19 protein-coding genes are annotated in these 22,453 nt (G+C 67.6%); 13 read left to right on the top strand and 6 right to left on the bottom strand.

The window, feature by feature from the left end:
* Window positions 1-69: 69 nt before the first annotated feature.
* Entirely contained in the window at window positions 70-1,146 is a 1,077-nt protein-coding gene (locus tag BWQ93_RS08380; protein ID WP_077030143.1) for an acyltransferase family protein, read from the bottom strand.
* Window positions 1,147-1,362: 216 nt separating this feature from the next.
* Here BWQ93_RS08380 and BWQ93_RS08375 point away from each other — a divergent pair, with 216 nt between their 5' ends.
* The 4 genes from BWQ93_RS08375 to BWQ93_RS08360 all read left to right on the top strand — a co-directional run bounded on the left by BWQ93_RS08375 (window position 1,363) and on the right by BWQ93_RS08360 (window position 9,030).
* On the top strand, window positions 1,363-4,530 hold the full coding sequence (locus tag BWQ93_RS08375) for a TonB-dependent receptor (protein ID WP_198040501.1): 3,168 nt from the start codon (window positions 1,363-1,365) through the stop codon (window positions 4,528-4,530).
* A 65-nt stretch (window positions 4,531-4,595) separates the two neighbouring features.
* Window positions 4,596-6,104 (top strand): tryptophan halogenase family protein, encoded by a 1,509-nt coding sequence (locus BWQ93_RS08370; protein ID WP_077030141.1) that lies wholly within the window; start codon window positions 4,596-4,598, stop codon window positions 6,102-6,104.
* On the top strand, window positions 6,101-7,558 hold the full coding sequence (locus BWQ93_RS08365) for a tryptophan 7-halogenase (protein WP_077030140.1): 1,458 nt from the start codon (window positions 6,101-6,103) through the stop codon (window positions 7,556-7,558). Before BWQ93_RS08370 ends, BWQ93_RS08365 begins: the two co-directional genes overlap by 4 nt.
* The gene (locus BWQ93_RS08360; protein WP_077030139.1) at window positions 7,555-9,030 is read left to right on the top strand and encodes a tryptophan halogenase family protein; all 1,476 of its coding nucleotides are present in this window, start codon (window positions 7,555-7,557) and stop codon (window positions 9,028-9,030) included. Before BWQ93_RS08365 ends, BWQ93_RS08360 begins: the two co-directional genes overlap by 4 nt.
* Here the strand turns inward: BWQ93_RS08360 and BWQ93_RS08355 are convergent.
* Together BWQ93_RS08355 and BWQ93_RS08350 are read right to left on the bottom strand one after the other, a co-directional pair.
* Window positions 9,027-9,764, bottom strand: a complete 738-nt coding sequence (locus BWQ93_RS08355) for a GntR family transcriptional regulator (RefSeq protein WP_077030138.1) — start codon at window positions 9,762-9,764, stop codon at window positions 9,027-9,029. The two genes, BWQ93_RS08360 and BWQ93_RS08355, sit on opposite strands and share 4 nt — an antisense overlap.
* Window positions 9,765-9,864: 100 nt before the next feature.
* Window positions 9,865-10,884 (bottom strand): glycosyl hydrolase family 18 protein, encoded by a 1,020-nt coding sequence (locus BWQ93_RS08350; protein WP_198040499.1) that lies wholly within the window; start codon window positions 10,882-10,884, stop codon window positions 9,865-9,867.
* 146 nt (window positions 10,885-11,030) lie between these two features.
* On the opposite strand from BWQ93_RS08350, the gene BWQ93_RS08345 reads away from it, so the two are divergent.
* Both BWQ93_RS08345 and BWQ93_RS08340 read left to right on the top strand, forming a co-directional pair.
* Entirely contained in the window at window positions 11,031-13,574 is a 2,544-nt protein-coding gene (locus tag BWQ93_RS08345; RefSeq protein WP_083720751.1) for a family 20 glycosylhydrolase, read from the top strand.
* Window positions 13,575-13,742: 168 nt separating this feature from the next.
* Window positions 13,743-14,750 (top strand): cupin-like domain-containing protein, encoded by a 1,008-nt coding sequence (locus BWQ93_RS08340; RefSeq protein ID WP_077030135.1) that lies wholly within the window; start codon window positions 13,743-13,745, stop codon window positions 14,748-14,750.
* 167 nt (window positions 14,751-14,917) lie between these two features.
* Here BWQ93_RS08340 and BWQ93_RS08335 read toward each other — a convergent pair whose 3' ends face one another.
* Window positions 14,918-15,907, bottom strand: coding sequence for an AraC family transcriptional regulator (locus BWQ93_RS08335; RefSeq protein WP_077030134.1), 990 nt, complete (start codon window positions 15,905-15,907; stop codon window positions 14,918-14,920).
* A 101-nt stretch (window positions 15,908-16,008) separates the two neighbouring features.
* Between BWQ93_RS08335 and BWQ93_RS08330 the strand changes: the two genes are divergently transcribed.
* The 3 genes from BWQ93_RS08330 to BWQ93_RS08320 are packed head-to-tail and all read left to right on the top strand — an operon-like array spanning window position 16,009 to window position 18,621.
* A complete protein-coding gene (locus BWQ93_RS08330; RefSeq protein ID WP_077030133.1) occupies window positions 16,009-17,505 on the top strand; it encodes a 4-hydroxyphenylacetate 3-hydroxylase family protein in 1,497 nt (498 codons plus the stop codon).
* 25 nt (window positions 17,506-17,530) lie between these two features.
* Window positions 17,531-18,208: an alpha/beta fold hydrolase gene (locus tag BWQ93_RS08325; RefSeq protein WP_077030132.1), complete on the top strand. Its 678-nt coding sequence runs from the start codon at window positions 17,531-17,533 to the stop codon at window positions 18,206-18,208.
* Window positions 18,205-18,621 (top strand): acyl-CoA thioesterase, encoded by a 417-nt coding sequence (locus BWQ93_RS08320; protein ID WP_077030131.1) that lies wholly within the window; start codon window positions 18,205-18,207, stop codon window positions 18,619-18,621. The genes BWQ93_RS08325 and BWQ93_RS08320 overlap by 4 nt, the downstream gene beginning before the upstream one ends.
* Window positions 18,622-18,624: 3 nt before the next feature.
* On the opposite strand, the gene BWQ93_RS08315 is transcribed toward BWQ93_RS08320, so the two are convergent.
* Together BWQ93_RS08315 and BWQ93_RS08310 are read right to left on the bottom strand one after the other, a co-directional pair.
* Window positions 18,625-18,855: a hypothetical protein gene (locus BWQ93_RS08315; RefSeq protein WP_077030130.1), complete on the bottom strand. Its 231-nt coding sequence runs from the start codon at window positions 18,853-18,855 to the stop codon at window positions 18,625-18,627.
* A complete protein-coding gene (locus tag BWQ93_RS08310) occupies window positions 18,852-19,910 on the bottom strand; it encodes a Leu/Phe/Val dehydrogenase (RefSeq protein WP_077030129.1) in 1,059 nt (352 codons plus the stop codon). The genes BWQ93_RS08315 and BWQ93_RS08310 overlap by 4 nt, the downstream gene beginning before the upstream one ends.
* A 130-nt stretch (window positions 19,911-20,040) precedes the next feature.
* Here BWQ93_RS08310 and BWQ93_RS08305 point away from each other — a divergent pair, with 130 nt between their 5' ends.
* The 4 genes from BWQ93_RS08305 (at window position 20,041) to BWQ93_RS08290 (ending at window position 22,451) form a co-directional block, all read left to right on the top strand.
* Entirely contained in the window at window positions 20,041-20,502 is a 462-nt protein-coding gene (locus tag BWQ93_RS08305; RefSeq protein WP_198040498.1) for an Lrp/AsnC family transcriptional regulator, read from the top strand.
* An 82-nt stretch (window positions 20,503-20,584) separates the two neighbouring features.
* Entirely contained in the window at window positions 20,585-20,881 is a 297-nt protein-coding gene (locus BWQ93_RS08300) for a BufA1 family periplasmic bufferin-type metallophore (RefSeq protein WP_077030128.1), read from the top strand.
* Window positions 20,882-20,893: 12 nt separating this feature from the next.
* The gene (gene bufB / locus BWQ93_RS08295; RefSeq protein WP_077030127.1) at window positions 20,894-21,760 is read left to right on the top strand and encodes an MNIO family bufferin maturase; all 867 of its coding nucleotides are present in this window, start codon (window positions 20,894-20,896) and stop codon (window positions 21,758-21,760) included.
* Entirely contained in the window at window positions 21,753-22,451 is a 699-nt protein-coding gene (locus BWQ93_RS08290; RefSeq protein ID WP_077030126.1) for an HvfC/BufC N-terminal domain-containing protein, read from the top strand. Before bufB ends, BWQ93_RS08290 begins: the two co-directional genes overlap by 8 nt.
* Window positions 22,452-22,453 lie beyond the last annotated feature (2 nt).

Below are 22,453 nucleotides of genomic sequence, written 5' to 3'. Positions count from 1 at the left end.
TTTGTCTGCCCCTGTATTGGTACTATATATGTTATACATGTCTCATCAAGAGGTATCTTCGCCCAGCGGTCAGATTTTGATGAACCAGCGTTTCCGCCGCAGCCATTCCATCGCCGCCCAGATGAAGATCATGTAGAAAAGCACCGGAATCAGCGACGCGAGCGGATCGCCGAGCGCCTCGCGCGTCGCGCGAAAGGGGGTCAGGAACAGGTCCCACGTCACCATGCCCGCGGTCACCTGGTGCAGCGTGTAAGCGGCAATGGCATTGGCCCCAAACGCCAGCATCGCGGTCGCGGCGATCCCCGATTTCCGCCCCTCGCGGTCGAGCAGATGGTGCAGCGCCGCCAGCGCCAGCACCGTGACTCCGCTGGTGACCAGTACGAAGCTGCTCGACCAGATGTCCTTGACGATCGGGAAGGCGAGGCTCCACGCGCCGCCGACCGCCAGCATCGCCGCGCCCGCCATCGCCAGCTGCCGCGTCGCGGCGCCCTGACGGCGGATCAAGAGCTCGCCGATCGCGACCCCGATCAGCCCCTGTGCGATCGCCGGCAGCGTCCCCAAAATCCCCTCGGGATCATAACCCTCGGGCCCCTGCACATAGAGGTGCGTGCCGAGCAGCACGCGGTCGACCGACGCGATGAAATTATGCCCGCGCACCCAGATATCGGTCGCGAGCCCGTCGAGCGAAGGCAGCAGCGCGAGCGGCCAGTAAAGCGCGAGGATCGCCACGATCAGCCCGATCCGCACCCGCGGCCCGCAGCTCAGGAACAGCAGTGCGCACGCCGCATAGACCAGCCCGATTCGTTGCAGCACCCCGAACAACCGCCACTCGCCCGACGCAAAGCTCTGGAACCAATAGAGGTTGCTCAAGAGGAAGCCGAGCAGCAGCAGCCGGCCCGCGCGCGTCAATATCCGCGCCGTTTGCGGATCGCCCCCGGGGCGCAGCGAGAAAGGGATGGCGATCCCGACCATCGTCAGGAATCCAGGGAAAACCAGGTCGGCGAGCGTCAGCCCGTCCCAGCTGACGTGCAGCAGGATCGGCGCGACATCGGCCTCGGCGCCATATTTCATGCCCGCCGCCGAGTTGACGAGGATCATCCCCGCCACGGTCAGCCCGCGCAACACGTCGAGCGAAATCAGGCGCATCGCGCATCCTCCCCGTCTGGCCGCAACCCCGCGGCGGTTTTCCGCGCACTGCCACATTTTTGCAATGGACAGGGCTTCGGATTTGTAGTCTATTGGTAATAGTCCAATGAGGCAATTGGTCTTATAAAGATTGTTGGGAAGGCAATCGGCAAAAGACCGAGTGGGGGATAAAAAATGGTTGATGGGCCTGCAAGAACCGCCGGAAATCGCAGCAAATTGCTGCAGGGAATCTGCCTCGCCGCGCTCGCCGGGGTGATCTCGCTGCCCGCCGCGGCGCAGGAGGTGCCCGCCGATTCGACCGACGAGAATCCCGACGACATCGTCGTCACCGGCATCCGCGCCAACCTCGAATCGGCTCAGAACCGCAAGCGCAACGCCGACACCGTCGTCGATTCGATCACCGCCGAGGACATCGGCTCCTTCCCCGACAAATCGGTCGCCGAAGCGCTGCAGCGCGTTCCCGGCATCACCGTCGTCCGCTTCGCGGGCACCGACGACACTTCGCACTTCTCCGCCGAACCCTCGGGCGTCATCGTCCGCGGCCTCAGCCAGGTCCGTTCCGAATTCAACGGCCGCGACACCTTCAGCGCCAACTCGTCGCGCGGCCTGTCGTGGCAGGACATCTCGCCCGAACTCCTCGGCGGCATCGACACCTACAAGAACCAGACCGCCGACATGATCGAGGGCGGCATCGCGGGCACGGTGAACCTTCGCACCCGCGTCCCCTTCGACCAGGACGGCCGCCTGATCTCGATCTCGGTCAAGAACACCTATGGCGACATCGCCAAGAAATCGACGCCCGAAATCTCGGGCATCGTCTCGGATCGCTGGGAAACCGGGATCGGCGAGATCGGGCTGATGCTCAACGGCGCCTATGCGCATTCGAAGACCGCGAGCCAGGGCATCCAGTTCGACCGCATGGCGATCTTCGACGGCGTATTCGGCCCCGGCAAGCAATATATCCCCAGCGGCATCTACATGCGCGACAACGAGTATGACCGCAAACGCTACGGCATTTCGGCGGCCTTCCAGTGGCGCTCGCTCGATGGCGACATGGAACTCACCGCCCAGTATCTGCGCTCGCAATATAACAACAGCTGGCGCGAGCATGCGATCTATTCGAGCGCGTTCAGCATCTACGGCCAGCCCAGCGACTATGTCGTCACCGACCCGACGCTGGTGAACCCGCTGCAGGGTACCGCGCCCTTCGCCTTCGACGACGAGGGCAATTTTCTCTCGGGCTGGTGGTCGGCGCCGCGTCCCTATGTGGGCGAAGGCAACGACAATCTCGGCCTCGGCGTGAACGAGGATGGCGAGGCCTTCTTCAACCGCTGCTACGCGTGGGAAGGCTGCACCAACCCGCAGCGCGCGCCGCAAGTCGACACCGCCGCCAACGCGCTCAAGAACAAGCAGATCACCCAAGATTTCGGGCTCAAGTTCCGCTGGGACATGACCGACAATCTGCGCGTCACGCTCGACGGCCAATATGTCGACGCCAGCGTCAGCAATTACAACGCGTCGGTCACCGCGCGCACCTTCGCCAACACCTATGTCGACCTGACCGGCAAATATCCGCGGCTCGAATTCCAGCCGACGACCGCCGACAACATCAACCTCGCCAATGGCGGGCTGACCAATCCGAACAATTATTTCTACTACGCGGTCACCGACCATACCGAGGACAGCGACGGCCAGGAGATCGCGCTGCGCGCCGACGTCGAATATGAGGTCGATTCGGGCTGGCTCGACGCGATCAAGGTCGGCGCGCGCTACGCCGACCGCGACCAGACGGTGCGCTGGGGCGCGTACAACTGGGCGAATATCTCGAACACCTGGACCTATACGCAGGCGCCCTATTTCAACATCGACCGCCCGGTCTATGCGCCGGGCAGCAACGGCATCCACAGCTTCGGCGGCGATTTCTTCGCGGGCAACCAGATCAACCACCACGCCTTCGCCTTCTTCAACATGGATCTGCTCGCCAACCGCGAATCGCTCGCGGCGACGCTTGGCCGGCCGTCGATCGGCGTCGGCGACTATTTCCCGGTATGCTCGGGCGCGGGTTACCGCGGCGCCGAGACGATTGAACAGGCCTATGGCTGCTATTTCCCGAGCGAGGTCCACCGCGTCAGCGAGCGCACCGTTTCGACCTATGCGATGGCCAAGTTCGGCGGCAATGACGGCCTCAGCATCGGCGGTGTCGGCATCTCGGGCAATATCGGCGTCCGGCTGATCTGGACGCGCGACGATACCGAGGGCGCGACGACCTTCGCGACGCCCTTCACGCCGACCCAGCTCACCTGCGACCGCGCGGTCGTCGACGGCCGTCCCACCGCGACCGCGGGCTGCGTCGTGACGCCGGCCGAGATTGCGTTCAACAATGGCGCGACGGTGGGCGATACGACCAAGGTCAATCATTTCCACGCGCTGCCCAGCTTCAACATCAAGTTCGACCTGTCGGAAAAGCTGGTGTCGCGCTTCGCCTATTCGCGGGCGATGTCGCGTCCCGACTTCGGGCTGCTGCGCAACTTCCTGACGATCAACCGCCTGTCGCCCAACCTCAACGACTTCTCCGACCCCAATGTCACGCGCAACGCGGCGGGCGAGGCGATCGCCTATGACTGGCAATATACCGGCCAGTCGGGCAATCCGGGGCTGAAGCCGATGACGGCGGACCAGTTCGACCTGACGCTCGAATATTATTTCGGCGCCTCGAGTTCGTTCACCGCGACGGGTTTCTACAAGAAATTCTACGATTATATCCAGGCGGGCCAGTTCAACCTGGAAGTCACGAACAATGGCGTGACCGAGGATGTCCGCGTCAACCGCCCGGTCAACGGCGACGGCGCGGAAATCTACGGCGCCGAATTCGCCTTCCAGACCTTCTTCGATTTCCTGCCCGCGCCGCTCGACGGTTTCGGCGTCCAGGCCAACTATACCTACGTCAAGAACAAGGGGATCGACACGGTCAATCTGACCAACGAGACCGCGGGCGGTACCGCGGGCGGCGGCCTCACTTACGAGAACAGCACGGTCAAGCCGAACGCGCTCGAGGGCATTTCGAAGCACAGCTACAATATCGTCGGCATGTACGAAAAGGGCCAGGTGTCGGCGCGCGTCGCCTATAACTGGCGCTCGAAATATCTCGTCACCGCGATCGACTGCTGCGTCGGCCTGCCGATCTGGCAAAAGGGCACGGGCTATCTCGACGCCTCCTTCCGCCTCCGCGCGACGAAGAATGTCGAGTTCGTGCTCGAGGCGACCAATTTGCTAGGCACCGACACCGTGCTGTTCCAGCAGGTCGACTCGACCGGGCTGCTCAAGCGCAACGCCTGGTTCAAGAACGACCGCCGCTACCAGCTTGGCGCGCGCCTGACCTTCTAAAAAACGGGGGAACCGGCGCCACTCTTCGGGGTGGCGCCGGTCTCGCGTAGCGTTAATGTGAGGCGATGGACGAGGGGCCTTTCAACCTGATCATCGTCGGCGGCGGGACCGCCGGCTGGATGTGCGCCGCCGCCTGCGCCGCCAAGCTCGATCCCGCGCTCTACCGCGTGCGCCTCGTCGAATCCGAGGAGATCGGCACCGTCGGCGTTGGCGAAGCGACGCTGCCGCAGATGAAGGATTTCAACGACTTCCTCGGGCTCGACGAAGTCGAGTTCATGCAGGCGACGCAGGCCAGTTTCAAGCTCGGCATCGAATTCGTCAACTGGGGGCGGCAGGGCGACCGCTATGTCCACCCCTTCGGCACCTTCGGCCGCCCGATCGGCGAGGCCGACTTCTTCAGCTACTGGGTACGCGCGCACAACGCGGGGCAGGCCGCGCCGCTCTTCGACTATTGTTTCCCGATCGTCGCGGCGCTGCAGAACCGTTTCATGCTGCCCAATGGCGACGCGAACGACGTGCGCAACGCCTTCGCCTACGCCTATCACCTCGATGCCTTCCTCTACGCACGCTACCTCCGCCGCTGGGCCGAGGCGCGCGGGATCGAGCGTGTCGAGGGGCGCATCGTCGATGTCGAGCGCGACGGCCAGACCGGCAACATCGCCGCGGTAACGCTCGCCTCGGGCACGAAAGTCGCGGGCGACATGTTCGTCGACTGCTCGGGTTTCCGCTCGCTGCTGATGGGGCAGACGCTCGGCGTCGCGCTCGAGGACTGGTCGCGCTGGCTGCCGTGCGACAGCGCGCAGGCGGTGCCCTCGGTGCGCTCGCCCGACTTCACCCCCTACACCCGCTCGACGCGCCGCCCCGCGGGCTGGCAATGGCGCATCCCGCTCCAGCACCGCACCGGCAACGGCTATGTCTATTCCAGCGCCGACATTTCGGACGACGAGGCCGCCGCCACGTTGCTCGCCAACCTCGACGGCGAGGCGCTCGCCGAACCGCGCGTTCTGCGCTTCAAGGCGGGCAAGCGCGAAAAGGCCTGGGCGCATAATGTCGTCGGCATGGGGCTCGCGGGCGGTTTCCTCGAACCGCTCGAATCGACCAGCATCTATCTCGTGCAGATGGCGATCATGCACATGCTGACGCTGCTGCCGCCCGGTCCCGCCATCGATCCCGCGCTGCCCGCCGAGTTCAACCGCGTGATGGACGTCGAATATGACCGCATCCGCGACTTCCTGATCCTCCACTATATCGCCAACGACGCCGACGCGCCCTTGTGGGAGCGCGTGACGACGATGGACGTCCCCGACAGCCTCGCGGGCAAGATCGACCGCTTCCGCCACCGCGCGCATGTCCAGGCCTATCGCGACGGCCTGTTCGGCCCGCCCAGCTGGCAGGCGGTGTTCGTGGGACAGGGGGTCGTCCCCGAAGCCGCCGACCGCCTCGCCGACATGCTCCCGGACGACCAGCTGGCCGAGCGGCTCGCGGGGCTCCACGCGACGATCGCGCGCGGCGCGGCCTCGGCGCCGCTCCACGCCGATTTCGTCGCGCATTATTGCCCGGCGCCCGCCCCATGAGCCGCGCGGTCCAGCAGGTCGTCGTCCACGGCGGCGGCATCGCCGCGCCGATGGCGGCGCTCGCGATCGCGCGCGCTTACGCCCGGCTCGGCGTCGAAGTCGTCTGGGTCGACACCGGCGAAGTCCCTGCGCCGCACAGCGCGCTCGTCGCGCCGCCTGATTTGGCGACCTTTCACCGCCTGCTCGGCATCGACGATAAGGCGCTCACGGCTAACGCCGCCGCGACGCTCAACATGGGCCAGCAATTCGCGGGCTGGTCGGGCGGCGACGGCGCTTTCATCCACGCTTATGGCGACGCGGGCAGCGCCTACGCCGACCTGCCCTTCGTCCAGCATTGGAGCCGCGCGCGCGCCGCGGGGCTGCGCGTCGCGCTCGAGGATTTCAGCCTCGCCGCCGCCGCCGCCAAGGAAGGCCGCACCGGCGCGCCCGACAAGCCCGCGACGCGGCAGGCGGTCAAGGCGGGCTGGCACCTCGACGCCGCGGGTTACGCCGCGCTGCTCCGCGCGGGCTGCGAAAGGACAGGGGTGCGGATCCTCGCCGCCGCGAACGCGACCCCGCAGGTCGAGAACGGCCGCATTACCGCGCTCGATATCGACGGCGAAACTCTGGCCGCCGACCTCTTCGTCGACACCGACGGCGCGCTGATCGCCGCGCTCGACCCCGGCGCCATCACGTCCGGCCGCCCTTGGTGCGACCGGCTCCTCCGCGCCTCGGCGCCGCCCTTCGGCCCGTTGCCGCTCTACAGCCGCGTCGCCGCGCATACCGCGGGCTGGCTTACGCTGGTTCCGCTCGCCGACCGTACCGCGCTCGAATTCCATTACGACAGCCGCCACCTCGCCGACGCCGACGCCCCCGCGATGCTCGCCGCGCTCACCGGGCAGAAGCTCGAAGCGGTGCTCGAACCGGTCGCCGCGGCCGCGCGCGCGCGCCTCTGGACCGGCAACGCCGTCGCGCTCGGCCGCGCCGCGGGCAGCGCGCCGCCGCTCGACGGCGCCGAACTGCTCCTCCTCCAGCTGTCGATCGCCCAGCTCGTCCTGCTCTGGCCGCTCGACGCCGCGGACATGCCCGAGGCCGATATCTACAACGAAGAAATCGCCGGCACCTGGAGCCGCGTGCGCGATTTCACCGCGCAGCATTTCCACCTCAATGCCCGCAGCGAGCCCTTCTGGACCGACGCCAGCACCGCACCGATCTCGCCCGAACTCGCCGCCAAGATCGACCTCTTCGCCGCGCGCGGCATGTTCGCCCATTTCAACCACGAGGCGCATGTCGAGGACGGCTGGGCGCTCGTCATGGCCGGCCACGGCATCGTCCCGCGCGGCTTCGATCCGCAGGCGCTACGCGTCGCGGATCAGGCGCTAATGGCCGAATTCCAGCGCCAGCTCCGCGCCGTCGCGACCGATGTCCGCGCGATGGAGAGCCACGCCGACGCGCTCGGGCGGCTGCGCGCATGACCGCCATCCGCCGCATCGTCATCGTCGGCGGGGGCAGCGCGGGCTGGATGACCGCCGCCGCCTTCGGCCGCGCGCTCTCGCCGCAGACGCATCAGATCACCCTCGTCGAAAGCGAAGCGATCGGCACCGTCGGGGTCGGTGAGGCGACCGTGCCGCCGATCCACGAATTCAACCGCTTCCTGCGTATCGACACCGCCGATTTCCTCCGCGCGACGCACGGCACGATCAAGCTCGGCATCCAGTTCGAGGGCTGGAGCGGGGTGGGGCACAGCTATTTCCACCCCTTCGGCTATCTCGGGATCGAGATGGCGGGCATCCATTTCCACCACCACTGGCTCCGCCATCTCGCCGAGGGCGGCGATGCGGACCACGAGCCCTACAACCTCGAAACCATGGCCGCGCGCGCCGGCCGCTTCGCCCCCGCGACGCGCCACGGCCCCGTCCACCACGCGGTCCAGTTCGACGCCGCCGCCTACGCCCGATATCTCCGCGCCTATGCCGAGGCGAAGGGCGTCACGCGCATCGAGGGCAAGGTCGCCGACGTCCAATTGCGCAGCGAAGACGGCCACATAAGCGCGCTCAACCTCGACGACGGCCGCACCATCGAGGGCGATTTCTTCATCGACTGCTCGGGCTTCCGCGGCCTCCTGATCGAGGGTGCGCTCCGGACCGGCTACACCTCATGGCAGCACTGGCTCCCCTGCGACAGCGCGGTCGCCATGCCCTGCGCGCGCACCGGCGATCCGATGCCCTACACCGTCTCGACCGCGCGCGAGGCGGGGTGGCAGTGGTCCATCCCGCTCCAGCACCGCGACGGCAACGGCTATGTCTATTCGAGCACGCACCTCGCCCACGACGAGGCCGAAAGCCTGCTCCGCAGCCGTCTCCCCGGCGAACCCCTCGCCGATGCCAACCGCCTGCGCTTCGTCGCGGGCCACCGCAAGGCGATCTGGAACCGCAACTGCGTCGCGATCGGTCTCGCGGGCGGCTTCCTCGAGCCGCTCGAATCGACCTCGATCCACCTCATCCAGACGACGATCATCCGCCTGCTGTCGCTATTCCCGCGCGACGCCATCGACCCGAACGTCGTGAGCCGCTTCAACCGCGACGCGCTCCACGAATATGCGACGATCCGCGACTTCGTGATCGCGCACTACGCCACCGCCAACCGCACCGACACGCCCTTCTGGCGCGACCTCGCCGCCGCGGGCATGCCCGACAGCCTCGCCGAGCGCATCGCGGCGTTCCGCGCCACCGGCAACATCCTGTTCGAACCCGGCGACCTCTTCGGCCCCACCAACTGGTACGCGGTGCTGACAGGACAGGGCGTTCAGCCCCAAAGCCACCACCCCATCGCCGACACGCTCCCCGCCGACGAACTCGCGAAACGCCTAGCGATCCTGCGCACGCGCGTCGCCGAGCAGCTCGCCGAACTGCCCCCGCACGCCGATTTCCTCAGAAGCTTGGGCTAGCCGTTCAGTTCGGCGACGACATCGTATGCATCGCCGCGATAATAGCTCTGCGTATATTCCGCCGTCCGCCCGTCCGACAAAAAGCCGCGCCGTTCGATGAACAGCCCCGGCATCCCCGGCTCGATCCCCAGCACCTCGGCCTGCTCGGGCGAAAAGGCGATCGCGCGCAGCCGCTGCAGCGCGCGCACCGGCAGATGCCCCGCGGCCTCCAGCGCCTCATAGAGCGAATTGCCCACCGCCTCGACCGACGGCAGGCAGTACGCCGGGATCGTCGCATATTCGAGCGCCATCGACGTGTCGTCGGCATAGCGGATGCGGTGGAAACGATAGACCAGCGACCCCGGCGACAGCCCCAGCGACAGCGCCTCCTCGGGGGTCACCGTGCCAGCGGTCTTGCTCACCCATTTGCTGTAGGGCTTGCGCCCGCGCGAGATCATGTCCTCCGAGAAGGAGGTGAGCTTCGAGAAGCTCTTCTCGACGCGCGGCCGCGTCACGAAGGTCCCCGCGCCGCGCCGCCGTGCGACCAGCCCGTCGCCGACCAGCCCGTCGATCGCCTTGCGCACCGTGATGCGCGACACGTCGAATTCCTCGGCCAGGTCGCGCTCGGTCGGGATCGCCTCGTCGGCCTTGATGACCTGCCCCTCGATCGCGTCGCGCAGGATTTTCTGCAATTGCAGGTAGAGCGGGGTGGGGTCCTCCTTGTGGAGCGGACCCACATGTTCGATCAGCGACAAGGACGATGCTCCACCCGGTTGGCCCATTGCGCCGCCCGATAGGACCAGCGCCTCCGCCCCATGTGTTGCATTGGTATGCTCGCGTCAACCTTGTTGCGATCTATTCGCGCGAAATGCCCCGCCGGATCGCGCTGGTCAGCGCATGGTCGGGGCTGTCCTGCGACAATTCCCACACCATCACGCCGCCCGCCTTTTCCGCCGCGAGCCGCGCCTTGGCCTCGATCGTCGCGGGGCTATTGTGCGTGATATAGCGACCCCCGGCCCGGCGCTCGCCGATCACATCGGCTTTGGTAGCATCCACGCCGCGCGCCGCGATCAGGTCGCGATAGGACCAATTCGCCGTTTCGCCGCCGAAGCCATAGCCGTAAAAGGGCACCCCCAGCACCAGCCGCTCGCGCGCCACCCCGCGCCCCAGCCACAAATCCAGGTCGCGCTCGGCCATCCTATAAGTCGAATGCTCGTCGCCCCACTGCCCCCAGCTCGGCCCGATCGCGTCGTAGGACATCACATTGATCAGGTCGAAATAAGCGATCGACCCGACTGGAATCATCCCGCCCTCATAGGAGGCGGTAGCGCAGGTCAACAGCTTGCCGCGCGCCTTCAATTCCTTCGACAGCGCCGCGATGAACGGCACATAATCGCCCGCCTGGTCGATCTCGGTCAGCAGCCCGCCCTCGATATCGATATCGATCCCGTCGAGCCCGAGCGTCTCCGCGAGCTCGACCAGCGCCGCCACGGTGGCATCGCGCCGCGCGGGCGCCAGCAGCGCCGCCCAGTCGCCCGAGCATCCGGGGATCACCCCGCCCGCGGTCGACAGCAGCACCTTGCCCCCCGCCGCCTGCAGCCGCGCGATCGACGCCCGCACCGCCGCGACGCTCATGTTCGCGCCGTCGGCGCCGCCCATGCACGTCATCACCCCATCGCGCACGAACACCCCCTCGGCGTCGGGATTGGCGAAGGACAGGTTGTAATGCGTGTAAGCGGTCAGGTCGGTGCGATCGATCGACAGCTCCAGCCCCTTGAACGCCGCGAGATAGCCGACCATGACGGGTTTGCGATCCTGCGCCGAAGCCGGGACGACCGATAGGATCAATGTAAAACCAATTATCGAAGCGAGCATGCACCGAAACGCCGATTTTCTGTTCACCCTGCCATTTTCCTTTCGAAACCGCCCGATGGGAAAGGCGTTGACCATCGGCGTATGACATGACAAATCAGATACAAATTGTCGAGCGGAGAATGACGATGCGGGGTAGGGCCAGGGCGATGACCATCACGGCGATGGCGGCGGCACTGCTGGCCGCGGTCCCCGCCTGTGCCGCACAGGCCCCTGCACAGGCCGCGCTCGACCGCTTCGCCGACACGCTCGGCTACCGTCTGACGATGGTCGACAACGGCCCCGATTGCCCCGCGGGCATCGACGGCTGCTTCCTCGCCACGATCACGCTGACCGTGCCCGACACCATCCCTGCCGACCTCGGCCGCTTCTCGCTCTACTTCAGCTTCGTCAACCGCCTGCCCAGGGTCGAAAGCGACATCTTCGACCACAAGCTCATCAACGGCGACCTCCAGCAGCTCATTCTCAAACCCGGCGTCACCCTCAAACCCGGCGCCAGGCACGAGATCAAACTCTGGGGTGTCGGCTCGAACTTCTCGAAGGCGTTCGGCATGCCAAACGCCTATCTCGTCGCCGATGGGCTGCAGGCGCGCACCATCGCCGCGACGCGCCCGGTCATCGACCCCGACACCGGGCTCGAAATCCTGCCCTTCGTCGCGCCGATGACCGACGAGGCGAAGCTCGCGGTCAAGAGCGACGCCGACAAGACGCGCTGGCTCACCGCCGAGCGCGCCTTCGACCTTCAGGCCGCACGCCCGGCCGCGGCCGCGACCGGCGTCGTCATCCTCCCCGCGCCCGCCAAGGCCACGCAGACCAAGGGCCGGCCCGTCGACCTCACCGCCGGCGTCGCGCTCACCGTCGAAGGTGCCGACCGCACCGCGCTCGCCCCCGCCATCGCCGCGCTGGCCAACGCAGGCGTCGCCGACACCGGCAAGCTCCCGCTCACGATCCGCATCGGCGCTGCCTCGCTCGCACCCGAGGGCTATACGCTCGACGTCGCCGCCAAGGGCGTGACCATCGCCGCGAAAGACCTTGCCGGGGCGAACAACGCGCTCCGCTCGCTCGCGCAGCAGGCGGCGTTCGAAAAGGGCAGGGTGACCCCGCTCCACGTCGAGGACGCGCCGCTTTATCCCTATCGCGGCCTCCACCTCGATCTCGGCCGCAACTTCCACGGCCGCGACCAGATATTGAAGCTCGTCGAGGCGATGGCCGCGTACAAGCTCAACAAGCTCCACCTCCACCTCGCTGAGGACGAGGGCTGGCGCATCGAGATCCCCGCGCTCCCCGAACTCGCCGAGATCGGCTCGAAACGCTGCCACGACCCGTCGGAGCAGACCTGCATCCTGCCGCAGCTCGGCGCCGGCCCCGACGGCACCAGCGGGGTGAACGGCTATCTCACCACCGCCGACTATGTCGCGATCGTGAAAGCCGCCGCGGCGCGCCAGATCGAGGTCATCCCGTCGATCGACATGCCCGGCCACAGCCGCGCCGCGATCAAGGCGATGGAACTCCGCCACGCGCGCCTCACCGCCGCGGGCAAGAAGGCGGAGGCCGACGCCTATCGCCTGATCGACCCCGCCGACACCACCCAATATCGCAGCATCCAGAACTACGACGACAACACGCTCAACGTCTGCCTGCCGGCGACCTATCGTTTCGTCGATACGGTGGTCGACGCCCTCGCCGACATGCACCGGCAGGCCGGCGTGCCGCTGAAAACCTTCCACCTCGGCGCCGACGAGACCGCGGGCGCCTGGGTGAACTCGCCCGCCTGCAAGGCGATGATCGCCGAAAACGGCGGCAAATCCGGCGAACTCACCCCGCGCTTCATCGAACGCGTCACCGCGAGCCTCGCCGCCAAGGGCCTGCGCGCCGGTGGCTGGAGCGACGGCATGGGGCATACCCAGACCGCGAACATGCCGAAAGACGTCCAGACCAACATCTGGGGCGTGCTCCACACGGGCGCGATCCGCGAGGCGCACGACCAGATGAACCGCGGCTGGTTGACCGTGCTCTCGATCCCCGACCTCGGCTATTTCGACATGCCTTACGCGCCGCATCCCGACGAGGGCGGCTACGACTGGGCCTCGCGCGGGGTCGACGTCCATCAGGTGTTCGGCTTCATGCCCGACAACCTCCCCGCCAATGCCGCGACGATCCGCAACACGCGAGCAGAGGGCCAGCCGATCGAGGACAAGCCCTTGCTCGAGCCCGGCCACCGCGTCGCGGGGGTGCAGGCGCAGCTCTGGAGCGAGACGATCCGCACCGACGCGCAGGTCGATTATATGCTCTTCCCGCGCCTGCTCGCGCTCGCCGAACGCGGCTGGAGCGCCGCGCCCTGGACTCCCGCGTACCAGGCGGGCGCCAGCTACCAATGGAACGACAGCCGCGTCGACGCCGCGAAGCTCGCCGCGGGCTGGTCGGATTTCGCGGGCCGCGTCGCGGCCCAATTCCCGTTGCTCGACGCGATGGGCGTCGCCTACCGCGTCGCTCCGCCGGGCGCGCGCATCGCGAACGGCAAGCTCGAAGCGAACAGCGAATTCCCCGGCACCGCGATCGAATATCGTCCCACAGGCGGCACCTGGACGCGTTACGCCGGCCCCGTGGCGGTCACGGGCCCGGTCGACCTCCGCACCCGCTCCGCCGACGGCAAACGCGCCAGCCGCACCGTGCGGGTCGAAGCGGCGAAGTAAGCGATCGTTCCAAACGTGCGGCCTGACTTGGAAACCGCTCCCATCGTCCGTTCGTGCTGAGCTTGTCGAAGCACCGTCCTTCTCTTGCGGCCAGGAAAGAACGGCCCTTCGACAAGCTCAGGGCGAACGGTGTAGGTAGGCCGGGTATATCATTTGAGGCATGAGCGCGTGACGGAACAGACGGTCGAGGAAAAGGACGGCAACCCCGCCGCCATCGCCAAATCGGTCGCCGCCGCCGAGCGCCCCTTCGTCGTCCGCGGCCTCGCCGCCCGCTGGCCCGCCGCCGCCGCCGCAGCGCAGGGCGACGCAGCCATCGCGAGCTATCTAGCCGCGCGCGACAATGGCAAGCCGCTGACCGTTCTCGTCGGCCCGCCCGAGACCGGCGGCCGCTATTTCTACACGGACGACATGCGCGGGGTGAATTTCCGCAGTGAGACGATGCCGATGCGGGCGCTCGTCGAACGGCTGCTCGCGCTCGCCGCCGACCCCGCGCCCGCGACGCTCTACGCCGGATCGGTCCCGACCGCCGACAGCGTCGCGAGCTTCGCCGCCGAAAACCCGCTGCCGATCGACACCGGCGTGCCCCCGCGCATCTGGGTCGGCAACGCCAGCCGCATCGCGCCGCATTACGACATGGCCTCGAACATCGCGGTCGTCGTCGCGGGCCGCCGCCGCTTCTCGCTCTTTCCGCCCGAGCAGATTTCGAATCTCTATGTCGGCCCCGTCGAACGCACCATCGCGGGCCAGCCGACCAGCATGGTCGACCCCGACCACCCCGATCACGCGCGCTATCCGCTCTACGCCGAGGCCGCGCGCCACAAGCTGGTCGCCGACCTCGCCCCCGGCGACGCGCTGTTCATGCCGCCGATGTGGTGGCACCATGTGCGCAGCACCGGCGCGCTCAACGTGCTGGTCAACTACTGGTTCGGCCAGCGCGCCGACCGTTTCCCTTTCGCGGCACTCATGCTCGCGATGCACTCGATCCGCGAACTGCCCGACGCCGAGCGCGAGGCGTGGCGCACCTGGTTCGACCATTATGTCTTCGGCGAGGGCGCCAAGGGCGCGGTCGACCATCTGCCCGCGCACGCCCAAGGCGTCCTCGGCCCGCCGTCCTCCCAGCGCGACCGGATGATCGTCGACTATGTCATCGGCATGTGTAGGGGAGGGGGGAGCTAGTTCTCGGGCGAAGATGCTGATCTCCCCTCCCGCAGGCGGGAGGGGTCGGGGGTGGGCAGCGACGTTGCCATGGCCCACCCCGCTGCGACTAACGAGCAAGCTCGCAAGTCTCGCTGCCCCTCCCGCCTGCGGGAGGGGAGAAGAGGAGTCGGCTCCACCCCCAAACCTCATCCCCCCGCCCGCCACGCCGAAGGCGACTTCCCCGTCCACTGCCGGAACGCGCGCGTGAAGCTCCGTGCCTCGGCATAGCCCAGCGTCTCGGCGATCGCCTCGACCGTCGCATTGCCGCGCGTCAGCAGCCGCATCGCCTTGTCGCGCCGCACATTCTCGCGGATCGTCGCCAACGTGGTGCCCTCTTCGCGGAGCAATCGCCGTAGCTTATGCGGCGACAGCCCGGTCGCATGCGCCAGCTCGTCCAGGGTCAAATCGGGTCCGCGCGTCAGAAATTGCCGGACTTGCCGCGCGACGCTCGCGTCGCTCGCGGGGATGGTCATGATGTCGAGCGGCGCCGCCGCCAGCATCGCTTCCAGTTCCGCCGCGGTGCGCCGCACCGGCGCGTGCAGCGCATGCGCGTCCATCACGATCCGGCGGCGCTCGCCGTCGAAGCGGTGGCGGCACGGAAAGAGATATTTGAACTCCTCGAAATAGGCATCCGGCCGCGGATAATCGAACTCGGCCGACAGCAGCGAGATCGTCTCCCCCGCCAGCCAGCAGGCGAGGCGGTGCCAGATGATCATCCAGAATTCGGCGAAATAATGGTCGGGGTCGAGCGCGGGCCGCTCGAAGCGCACCTCGATCTCCAGCCCCGCGGGCACCGATCGCACCCCGGTGCCGATCCCCGCGCCCAGCAGGTTGTAGAAACGCGCCGCGCGCGCCAGCCCGTCGGCGACGCTCGCTCCCTCCAGCGCCAGCTCGCACGCAAAGGCAAAGCTCCCCGGCCGCACCCGCCGCGCGGTATAGCCCATATATTCGTCGTCCAGGCTCGCCCAGACGTTGCGCACCAGCCGCGCCATCGCCTCGGCGGACCCGCGCCACCCCGGCCGCGTAAAATCCCGGGGGTCCAGTCCCGTCCCCGCGACCAGCGCGCCGATGCGCTTGCCCCTGCGCTCGGCGCCTTTGGTGCACACCCAGAAATAATAGCCGTCGATCGTCGCCATGATGCTTGCGCATTATGGTGAGTTTTCCTCGCCTGTCATGCCCTGTTTTACCGCCCCCCATCCACGATAGGCGTAAAGATAGACATATCGGGAGACTGCCCATGCCCATCCACCCCCGCGAGGAATCCGCCGCCGACCGCTGGTCGCGCTTCCGCCCCATCGTCACCGGCGACGATTATGTCGCCTCGCTGCGGAACCGCGGGGTCGAGGTCTGGCTCTTCGGCGAGCGCGTCGAGGAACCCGTCGACCATCCGATCATCCGCCCCTCGATCAACGCGCTCAAGATGACCTACGACCTCGCGCTCGCCGATCCCGAACTCGCGACCGCGCACAGCGACCTCATCGACGCGCCGGTGAACCGCTTCCTCCACATCGTCGGGTCGCCGCAGGACCTGGTCATGAAGAACCGCATGCAGCGCAAGATGGGCCAGCTCACCGGCACCTGCTTCCAGCGCTGCGCCGGGCTCGACACGATCAGCGTACTCCATTCGATCACCTTCGACATCGATGCGAAGCACGGCACGCCCTACCACCGGCGCTACCTCGACTTCATGGCGCACGCCCAGCGCGCGAACATCATCATCGGTGCGGGTATGACCGATCCCAAGGGCGACCGCTCGAAACGTCCGCACGAACAGGCCGACCCCGACATGTTCCTGCACGTCGTGAGGCGCACCGAGGCGGGCGTCTATGTCACCGGCGCCAAGGCGCATATGACCGGCGGGCTGAACTCGCACTGGATCTGCGTCATGCCGACGATGAACATGGGCGAGGCCGACCGCGATTTCGCGATCGTCGGCCTCGTCCCCGGCGACGCCACCGGCATCACCTATATCTACGGCCGCCAGTCGTGCGACACGCGCGCGATGGAGGCGGGCGACATCGATCAGGGCAATGCGCGCTTCGGCGGGCAGGAGGTGCTCGTCGTCTTCGACAATGTCTTCATCCCGCACGACCATGTGCTGATGGACGGCGAATATGAGTATGCGCAGGACATGGTCGCGCGCTTCACCGCTTATCATCGCGCCTCTTATGTGTGCAAAACCGGGCTCGGCGACGTGATGGTCGGCGCTGCGGCGCAGGTCGCCGATTACAACGGCGCTGAGGCGGCGAGCCACATCAAGGACAAGCTCGTCGAGATGACGCATCTCAACGAGACCATCTATTCCTCCGCCATCGCCTCGAGCCACGAGGCGAAGCCGCTGCCGTCGGGCATCTATATGAACGACGCGATGCTCGCCAATGTGTGCAAGCACAATGTCACGCGCTTCCCCTACGAGATTTCGCGCCTCGCACAGGATCTCGCGGGCGGCATCATGGTGACGATGCCCTCCGACGCCGACTTCAAGAACGAGCAAATCGGCCCGATCCTCGAGAAATATATGAAGGGCAAGCACAATGTCCCGGTCGAATATCGCCAGCGCATCCTGCGCCTGATCGAGAATATGACCCTCGGCCGCAACGCCGTCGGGTATCTGACCGAGTCGATGCACGGCGCGGGATCGCCGCAGGCGCAGCGTATCCAGATATTGCGAGGCATGCAGGTCGAGAAGAAGAAGAGCCTCGCGCGCGACCTTGCGGGAATCGCCGAGGAATAGCAGCATCGCCGCGAGAGGAGAGGGCGTGGACATTCCGGTCATCGCGATTTGCGGCATCGCCACCGACGAAGCGAGTTGGGCGGGCATGCCCGTCGACCGCATCGTCGTGCCACGCGGCGCGACGGTCGACGCGATGGCGGCGGCGATCCTCGCCGAACTGCCCGATCGCTTCGCGCTCGTGGGCCATTCGATGGGCGGCTATGTCGCGCTCGCGATGGCGGCCCTCGCGCCCGAGCGGCTCGCGGGCCTCGCCCTGCTCAGCACCGCCTGCACCGCCGACAGCGAGGAAGCGAAAGCCGGGCGCCGGACCGCGATCGAACAGGCGCAGACCGACTTCCCCGCGCTCGCCGACCGCCTCGCCCGCGCGATGCTCTCGCGCAGCAGCCGCGCCGACGCCGCGCTGCTCGCCGACACCCACGCGATGATCTTGCGCTGCGGCGCCGAGCGCTTCGCCGAGCAACAGGCGGCGACCGCCACGCGCACCGACCGCTGCGACCTCTTGCCCAAGATCGCGGTGCCCACGCTCGTTCTCGCCGGATCGCAGGACGCGATCGTCGCGCCCGACCGCTCGCGCGAGATGGCACGCGCCATCCCCGACGCAATGCTCGCGATGATCCCCGACTGCGGTCATGTGCCCCAGCGCGAGGCGCGGGACATGACCCACGCGATGCTGCTGCGCTGGCGCGAAAGGATCGAGCCATGAAACCCACACCAGCGCGCCTCGAAGCCGCAAGCTATCCTTTGCACAAGCCGGTGCCGATCCGCTTCGCCGACGTGGACATGTTCCGCCACCTCAACAATGTCGCGACGGGGCAATTCTACGAGGAAGCGCGCTACGAACTGCTCGCCGAGCTCCGCGGACTGGTGCCGCGCGCGGAAGGCCCGACGTTGGTGATCGCCAATGTCGATACCGCCTTCCTCGGCCAGGCGCGTTATCCCGGCACGATCGACGTCGCCACCGGCATCGTACGCGTCGGCGAGCGGTCGGTCACCATCGGGCAGGGGCTGTTCGTCGAAGGCCGCTGCATCGGCTGCGCCGACAGCATCGTCGTTGCGGCCGAAGGCATGCTGGCGCCGGCGATCCGTGACCGGCTGGACAGCCTGATCCTGCCGTAGCCGTCAGCCCGCGCGGAACTCGACCCCCAACGGCATCACCGCGATCTTTTCGCGCACGATCGCGACCATGCGCGGGTCGGCTTCGCTTGCGTCGATTGCCAGCTCGTAGCCGCCGTCGGCCAGCGTCAGCGCGACCGAGCGCGGCGCGAGCCCGCGCTGCGCGAAGAGGTTGAGAATGCGCAGCGCGCCCGCGAGCTCGCCCCCGCTCTTGAGGTGCAGCGCACCGCCGCTCATGCCGCGCGCCGCCGCGACCAGCCCTCGGCGACCAGCTGCCGCGCGCGGCGGTCGGCGACCTCCCCCGGGGTGCCGCCGTGCAGATCGGCGTCGCGCATGACCTCGACCAGCCGCGGGCCGATCTCGGCCACCGCCGCCTCGACCGCGCCGACGTCGCCGCTCTGATATTCGGCGCAGACCGCGATGATCCCGCCGGCGTTCACCAGATAGTCGGGGGCATAGAAGATGCCGCGCCGGGCCAGTTCGGCGCCGAGCGACGGATGCGCGAGCTGATTGTTCGCCCCGCCGCAGACGATCCGCGCCTGCAGCCGGTTCACCGTGACCGCGTCGATCGCGCCGCCGAGCGCGCAGGGCGCGAAGATATCCATCGGCGCGGTGACGATCTTGTCGGGCGCGACGCGCTCGGCGTCGAAGCGCGTCACCGCATCGGCGACGCGAGCCTCGTCCACATCGCTCACCAGCAGTTTAGCGCCCGCGCCGTGGAGCAGCCCCGCCAGCGCCATGCCGACATTGCCCAGCCCCTGCACGCCGACCACGGCGCCATCGAGCCAGCCGCCGCGCGCGGTCACCGCGGCGCACATCGCCTGGAACACCCCGCTTGCGGTCCAGGGCGAGGGATCGCCGCCGAGCCCGCTCGCCTGCTGCGGCAGCCCCGCGACGAAGCGCGTCGCGCGCGCCGCCGACTGCATGTCGGCGACCCCGCTCCCCGCATCCTCGGCAGTGATAAAGCGCCCGCCTAGCGACTGGACGCAGCGCCCGAAGGCCTCGAACAGCGCCGCGCGGTCGGGCACGCCATCTTCAGGCAGCATGATCACCGCCTTGCCGCCGCCGAACGGCAGGCCGGTGAGGGAATTTTTGTACGTCATCGCCTCCGACAGCCGCAGCGCGTCGTGCGTCGCGTCGCTCTCGCTCGCGTAGCGCTGGACGCGGCACCCGCCGATCGCCGGGCCGAGCGCGGTCGAATGGATCGCGACCACTGCGCGGAGGCCCGTCTGGTCGTCGTGGAACAGGTGGACCGCCTCGTGCGGCAATTGGGGTGGGTCGCGATGCGGCATCGATCAGGCTCCGTCGAAATTGGTGCGCGGAAAATGACGCAAATTTGCGGGAATATCTGGTCCTATTGCTTCCCAATCGCGAGAATAATTGGTAAGTCTGTTCCGAAATCAGGCCATCAGAGGGATTTTTATGCAGCTCGACCGGCATGAGAAGGCGATATTGGAGATCCTGCAGGAGAATGCGGATATTTCGACCGCCGAGCTCGCCGAGCGCGTCGGGCTCTCGCAATCGCCCTGCTGGCGCCGCGTCGCGGCGCTCGAACAGGCGGGGGTGATCCGCAAGCGCGTCGCGCTCGTCGACCGCCGCAAGGTCGGACTCAGCGCGCAGGTCTTCGCGCAGGTCAAGCTGTCGGCGCACGGCCGCGCGCACCTCGCCGATTTCGAGGCGGCGATCGCCGACATCCCCGAAGTGATCGAATGTCATGTGCTGATGGGCACGGTCGATTTCCTGCTGCGCATCGTCGCGGCCAATGTCGAAGCCTATGAAAAACTCTTCTTCGAAAAATTGTCGCGGCTGCCGGGTGTCCAGGAAATCAACTCGGCGATCGCGCTATCGGAGATCAAGAGCACGACGGCGCTGCCGATCGGATAACCCGGCGTAACCAACAGCGCGGTGACCGCGAACATGGGACGATGCCATCCCCCGCATCGCCCATTTTCCAAGGGAGATTAAGATGACCAACACGCTGAAACTTTCGCTCGCCGCTTCGGCGGTTCTCGCCATGGCCGCCGGCGCCGCGATGGGCGGCACCGCCGTCGCCGCCGAGGGCGCCAAGGAGAAATGCTACGGCGTTTCGCTGAAGGGCAAGAACGACTGCGCCGCGGGCCCGGGCACCAGCTGCGCCGGCACCTCGACCGTCGATTACCAGGGCAATGCCTGGAAGCACGTCAAGGCCGGCACCTGCGTCAAGATGGGCGGCACGCTCACCGCGCACAAGGGCAATGCCAAGCCGGTTCCCAAGAAGGGCTGATCGCCGGCGACCATGTCCGCGTCCCCGCTCCACTCGCTGCCGCCGCGTGCCGGCATAGGGCTCAAATCCCGGCACTATGCCGATGTGCTCGCAGCGGCGGAGCGGGGCACGGCGCCCGCCTGGGTTGAAGTGCACCCCCAAAATTACTTCGGCGCGGGCGGGCCACCGCATCGCTGGCTGACCGCGATCGCCGAGCACCTGCCGCTCAGCTTCCATTCGGTCGGGCTGTCGCTCGGCTCGGCGGCGGGCGTCGACATGGGCGAGCTCGAAGCGCTGGCGGCGCTCTGCGAACGCTACGCGCCCGCGATGGTCTCGGACCATCTCAGCTGGAGCAACGGCCCGCACGACAAATTCCCCGACCTGCTGCCCATTCCCTATACGCATGAGGCGCTGGATCATTTCGCGGCGCAGGTCGCCCGGGTGCAGGATCGCCTAGGCCGCACGATCCTGATCGAGAACCCGTCGCGCTATCTGGCCTATGCCGAGGGCGACCGGGACGAGGTGGATTTCCTCCATACGCTTTGCCGCCGCAGCGGCTGCGGCCTGCTGCTCGACATCAACAATGTCGAGGTGTCGGCCTTCAATCTCGGCCTCGATCCGGTGCCATGGTTGGGCGCTTTCGACCCCGCGCTGGTTGGCGAGATCCATGTCGCGGGCCACGCCGTGAAGGACGACGACATGGGCGGCACGATCGCGATCGACGACCATGGCTCGCCGGTCCGGCCGAGCTGCTGGCAATTGCTCGCGGGCTTCCTCGAACGCGCTGGCCCCAAGCCGGTGCTCGTCGAGTGGGACACCGATGTTCCCGATTACGCCACCTTATGCGCCGAGGCGGCGACCGCCGACGTGTTGCTGCTCGCCGAGCCCGTCGATGCTTGAGCAGGGCCAGGCGGCCATCGCGGCGACCTTGCTGCACGGCCCCGGCCATCTCCCGCCCGGCCTGTTCGCGGGCGATCACAATGCCGTGCTGCGCGGCCTGCGCGTCCACGCCAACACCATCTCGCACGCGCGGCTCGTCGCGCTCGAAGAGAGCTTCCCGCGCACCCGCGGCCATCTGGGCGAGGCCGAGTTCAACCTTCTGTCGCGCGCTTTCGTCGAGCAGGGCGGGGCGCAGGGGCGGTCGCTGACCGACATCGGCGCCGGCTTCCCCGACTGGCTCGTCGACCCGCGCGCCGCTGATCTTGCGCGCGTCGAATGGCTCTGGCTCGAAAGCTATCACGCCGCCGAGGCGCCCGCGCTGGCGCTCGCCGACCTGGCGGGCTGCGACGAGGCGGCGCTGCTCGCGCTTCGCGTCCGCCGCCATCCCGCGGCGCGCGCGCTGGCATTGGCCAGCGACGCCGCGCCGCTCGTCGATCCGGCCTTCGCGGCGGGCACCGCGGCGCTGCTGATCACGCGCCCCGATGCCGAGGTCCGGCTCTTCGCGATCGGCGCCGCCCAGGCCGCGCTCCTCGCCCGCGCAGACAATATTTTCACGCTCGGTAACCTGATCGCCGACCTGGCCGAAGACCATCCCGACGGTGGTGCCGCGATCGCGGGATTGATCGACGCAGGGGCTTTTGAAAAGGTTTGAGA

Source organism: Sphingopyxis sp. QXT-31 (genome assembly GCF_001984035.1).
Taxonomy (GTDB): domain Bacteria; phylum Pseudomonadota; class Alphaproteobacteria; order Sphingomonadales; family Sphingomonadaceae; genus Sphingopyxis.
Note: the sequence above shows the minus strand (reverse complement) of the source record. Positions and strands in the feature narration are given on the sequence as shown.

What these genes read in the sequence shown, in the direction of transcription:
- BWQ93_RS08380 (WP_077030143.1), bottom strand. Translation starts at nt 1,146, where the DNA reads ATGCGCCTGATTTCGCTCGACGTGTTGCGCGGGCTGACCGTGGCGGGG.
- BWQ93_RS08370 (WP_077030141.1), top strand. Translation starts at nt 4,596, where the DNA reads ATGGACGAGGGGCCTTTCAACCTGATCATCGTCGGCGGCGGGACCGCC.
- BWQ93_RS08365 (WP_077030140.1), top strand. Translation starts at nt 6,101, where the DNA reads ATGAGCCGCGCGGTCCAGCAGGTCGTCGTCCACGGCGGCGGCATCGCC.
- BWQ93_RS08360 (WP_077030139.1), top strand. Translation starts at nt 7,555, where the DNA reads ATGACCGCCATCCGCCGCATCGTCATCGTCGGCGGGGGCAGCGCGGGC.
- BWQ93_RS08350 (WP_198040499.1), bottom strand. Translation starts at nt 10,884, where the DNA reads ATGCTCGCTTCGATAATTGGTTTTACATTGATCCTATCGGTCGTCCCG.
- BWQ93_RS08345 (WP_083720751.1), top strand. Translation starts at nt 11,031, where the DNA reads ATGACCATCACGGCGATGGCGGCGGCACTGCTGGCCGCGGTCCCCGCC.
- BWQ93_RS08335 (WP_077030134.1), bottom strand. Translation starts at nt 15,907, where the DNA reads ATGGCGACGATCGACGGCTATTATTTCTGGGTGTGCACCAAAGGCGCC.
- BWQ93_RS08330 (WP_077030133.1), top strand. Translation starts at nt 16,009, where the DNA reads ATGCCCATCCACCCCCGCGAGGAATCCGCCGCCGACCGCTGGTCGCGC.
- BWQ93_RS08320 (WP_077030131.1), top strand. Translation starts at nt 18,205, where the DNA reads ATGAAACCCACACCAGCGCGCCTCGAAGCCGCAAGCTATCCTTTGCAC.
- BWQ93_RS08315 (WP_077030130.1), bottom strand. Translation starts at nt 18,855, where the DNA reads ATGAGCGGCGGTGCGCTGCACCTCAAGAGCGGGGGCGAGCTCGCGGGC.
- BWQ93_RS08310 (WP_077030129.1), bottom strand. Translation starts at nt 19,910, where the DNA reads ATGCCGCATCGCGACCCACCCCAATTGCCGCACGAGGCGGTCCACCTG.
- BWQ93_RS08305 (WP_198040498.1), top strand. Translation starts at nt 20,041, where the DNA reads ATGCAGCTCGACCGGCATGAGAAGGCGATATTGGAGATCCTGCAGGAG.
- BWQ93_RS08300 (WP_077030128.1), top strand. Translation starts at nt 20,585, where the DNA reads ATGACCAACACGCTGAAACTTTCGCTCGCCGCTTCGGCGGTTCTCGCC.
- bufB (WP_077030127.1), top strand. Translation starts at nt 20,894, where the DNA reads ATGTCCGCGTCCCCGCTCCACTCGCTGCCGCCGCGTGCCGGCATAGGG.
- BWQ93_RS08290 (WP_077030126.1), top strand. Translation starts at nt 21,753, where the DNA reads ATGCTTGAGCAGGGCCAGGCGGCCATCGCGGCGACCTTGCTGCACGGC.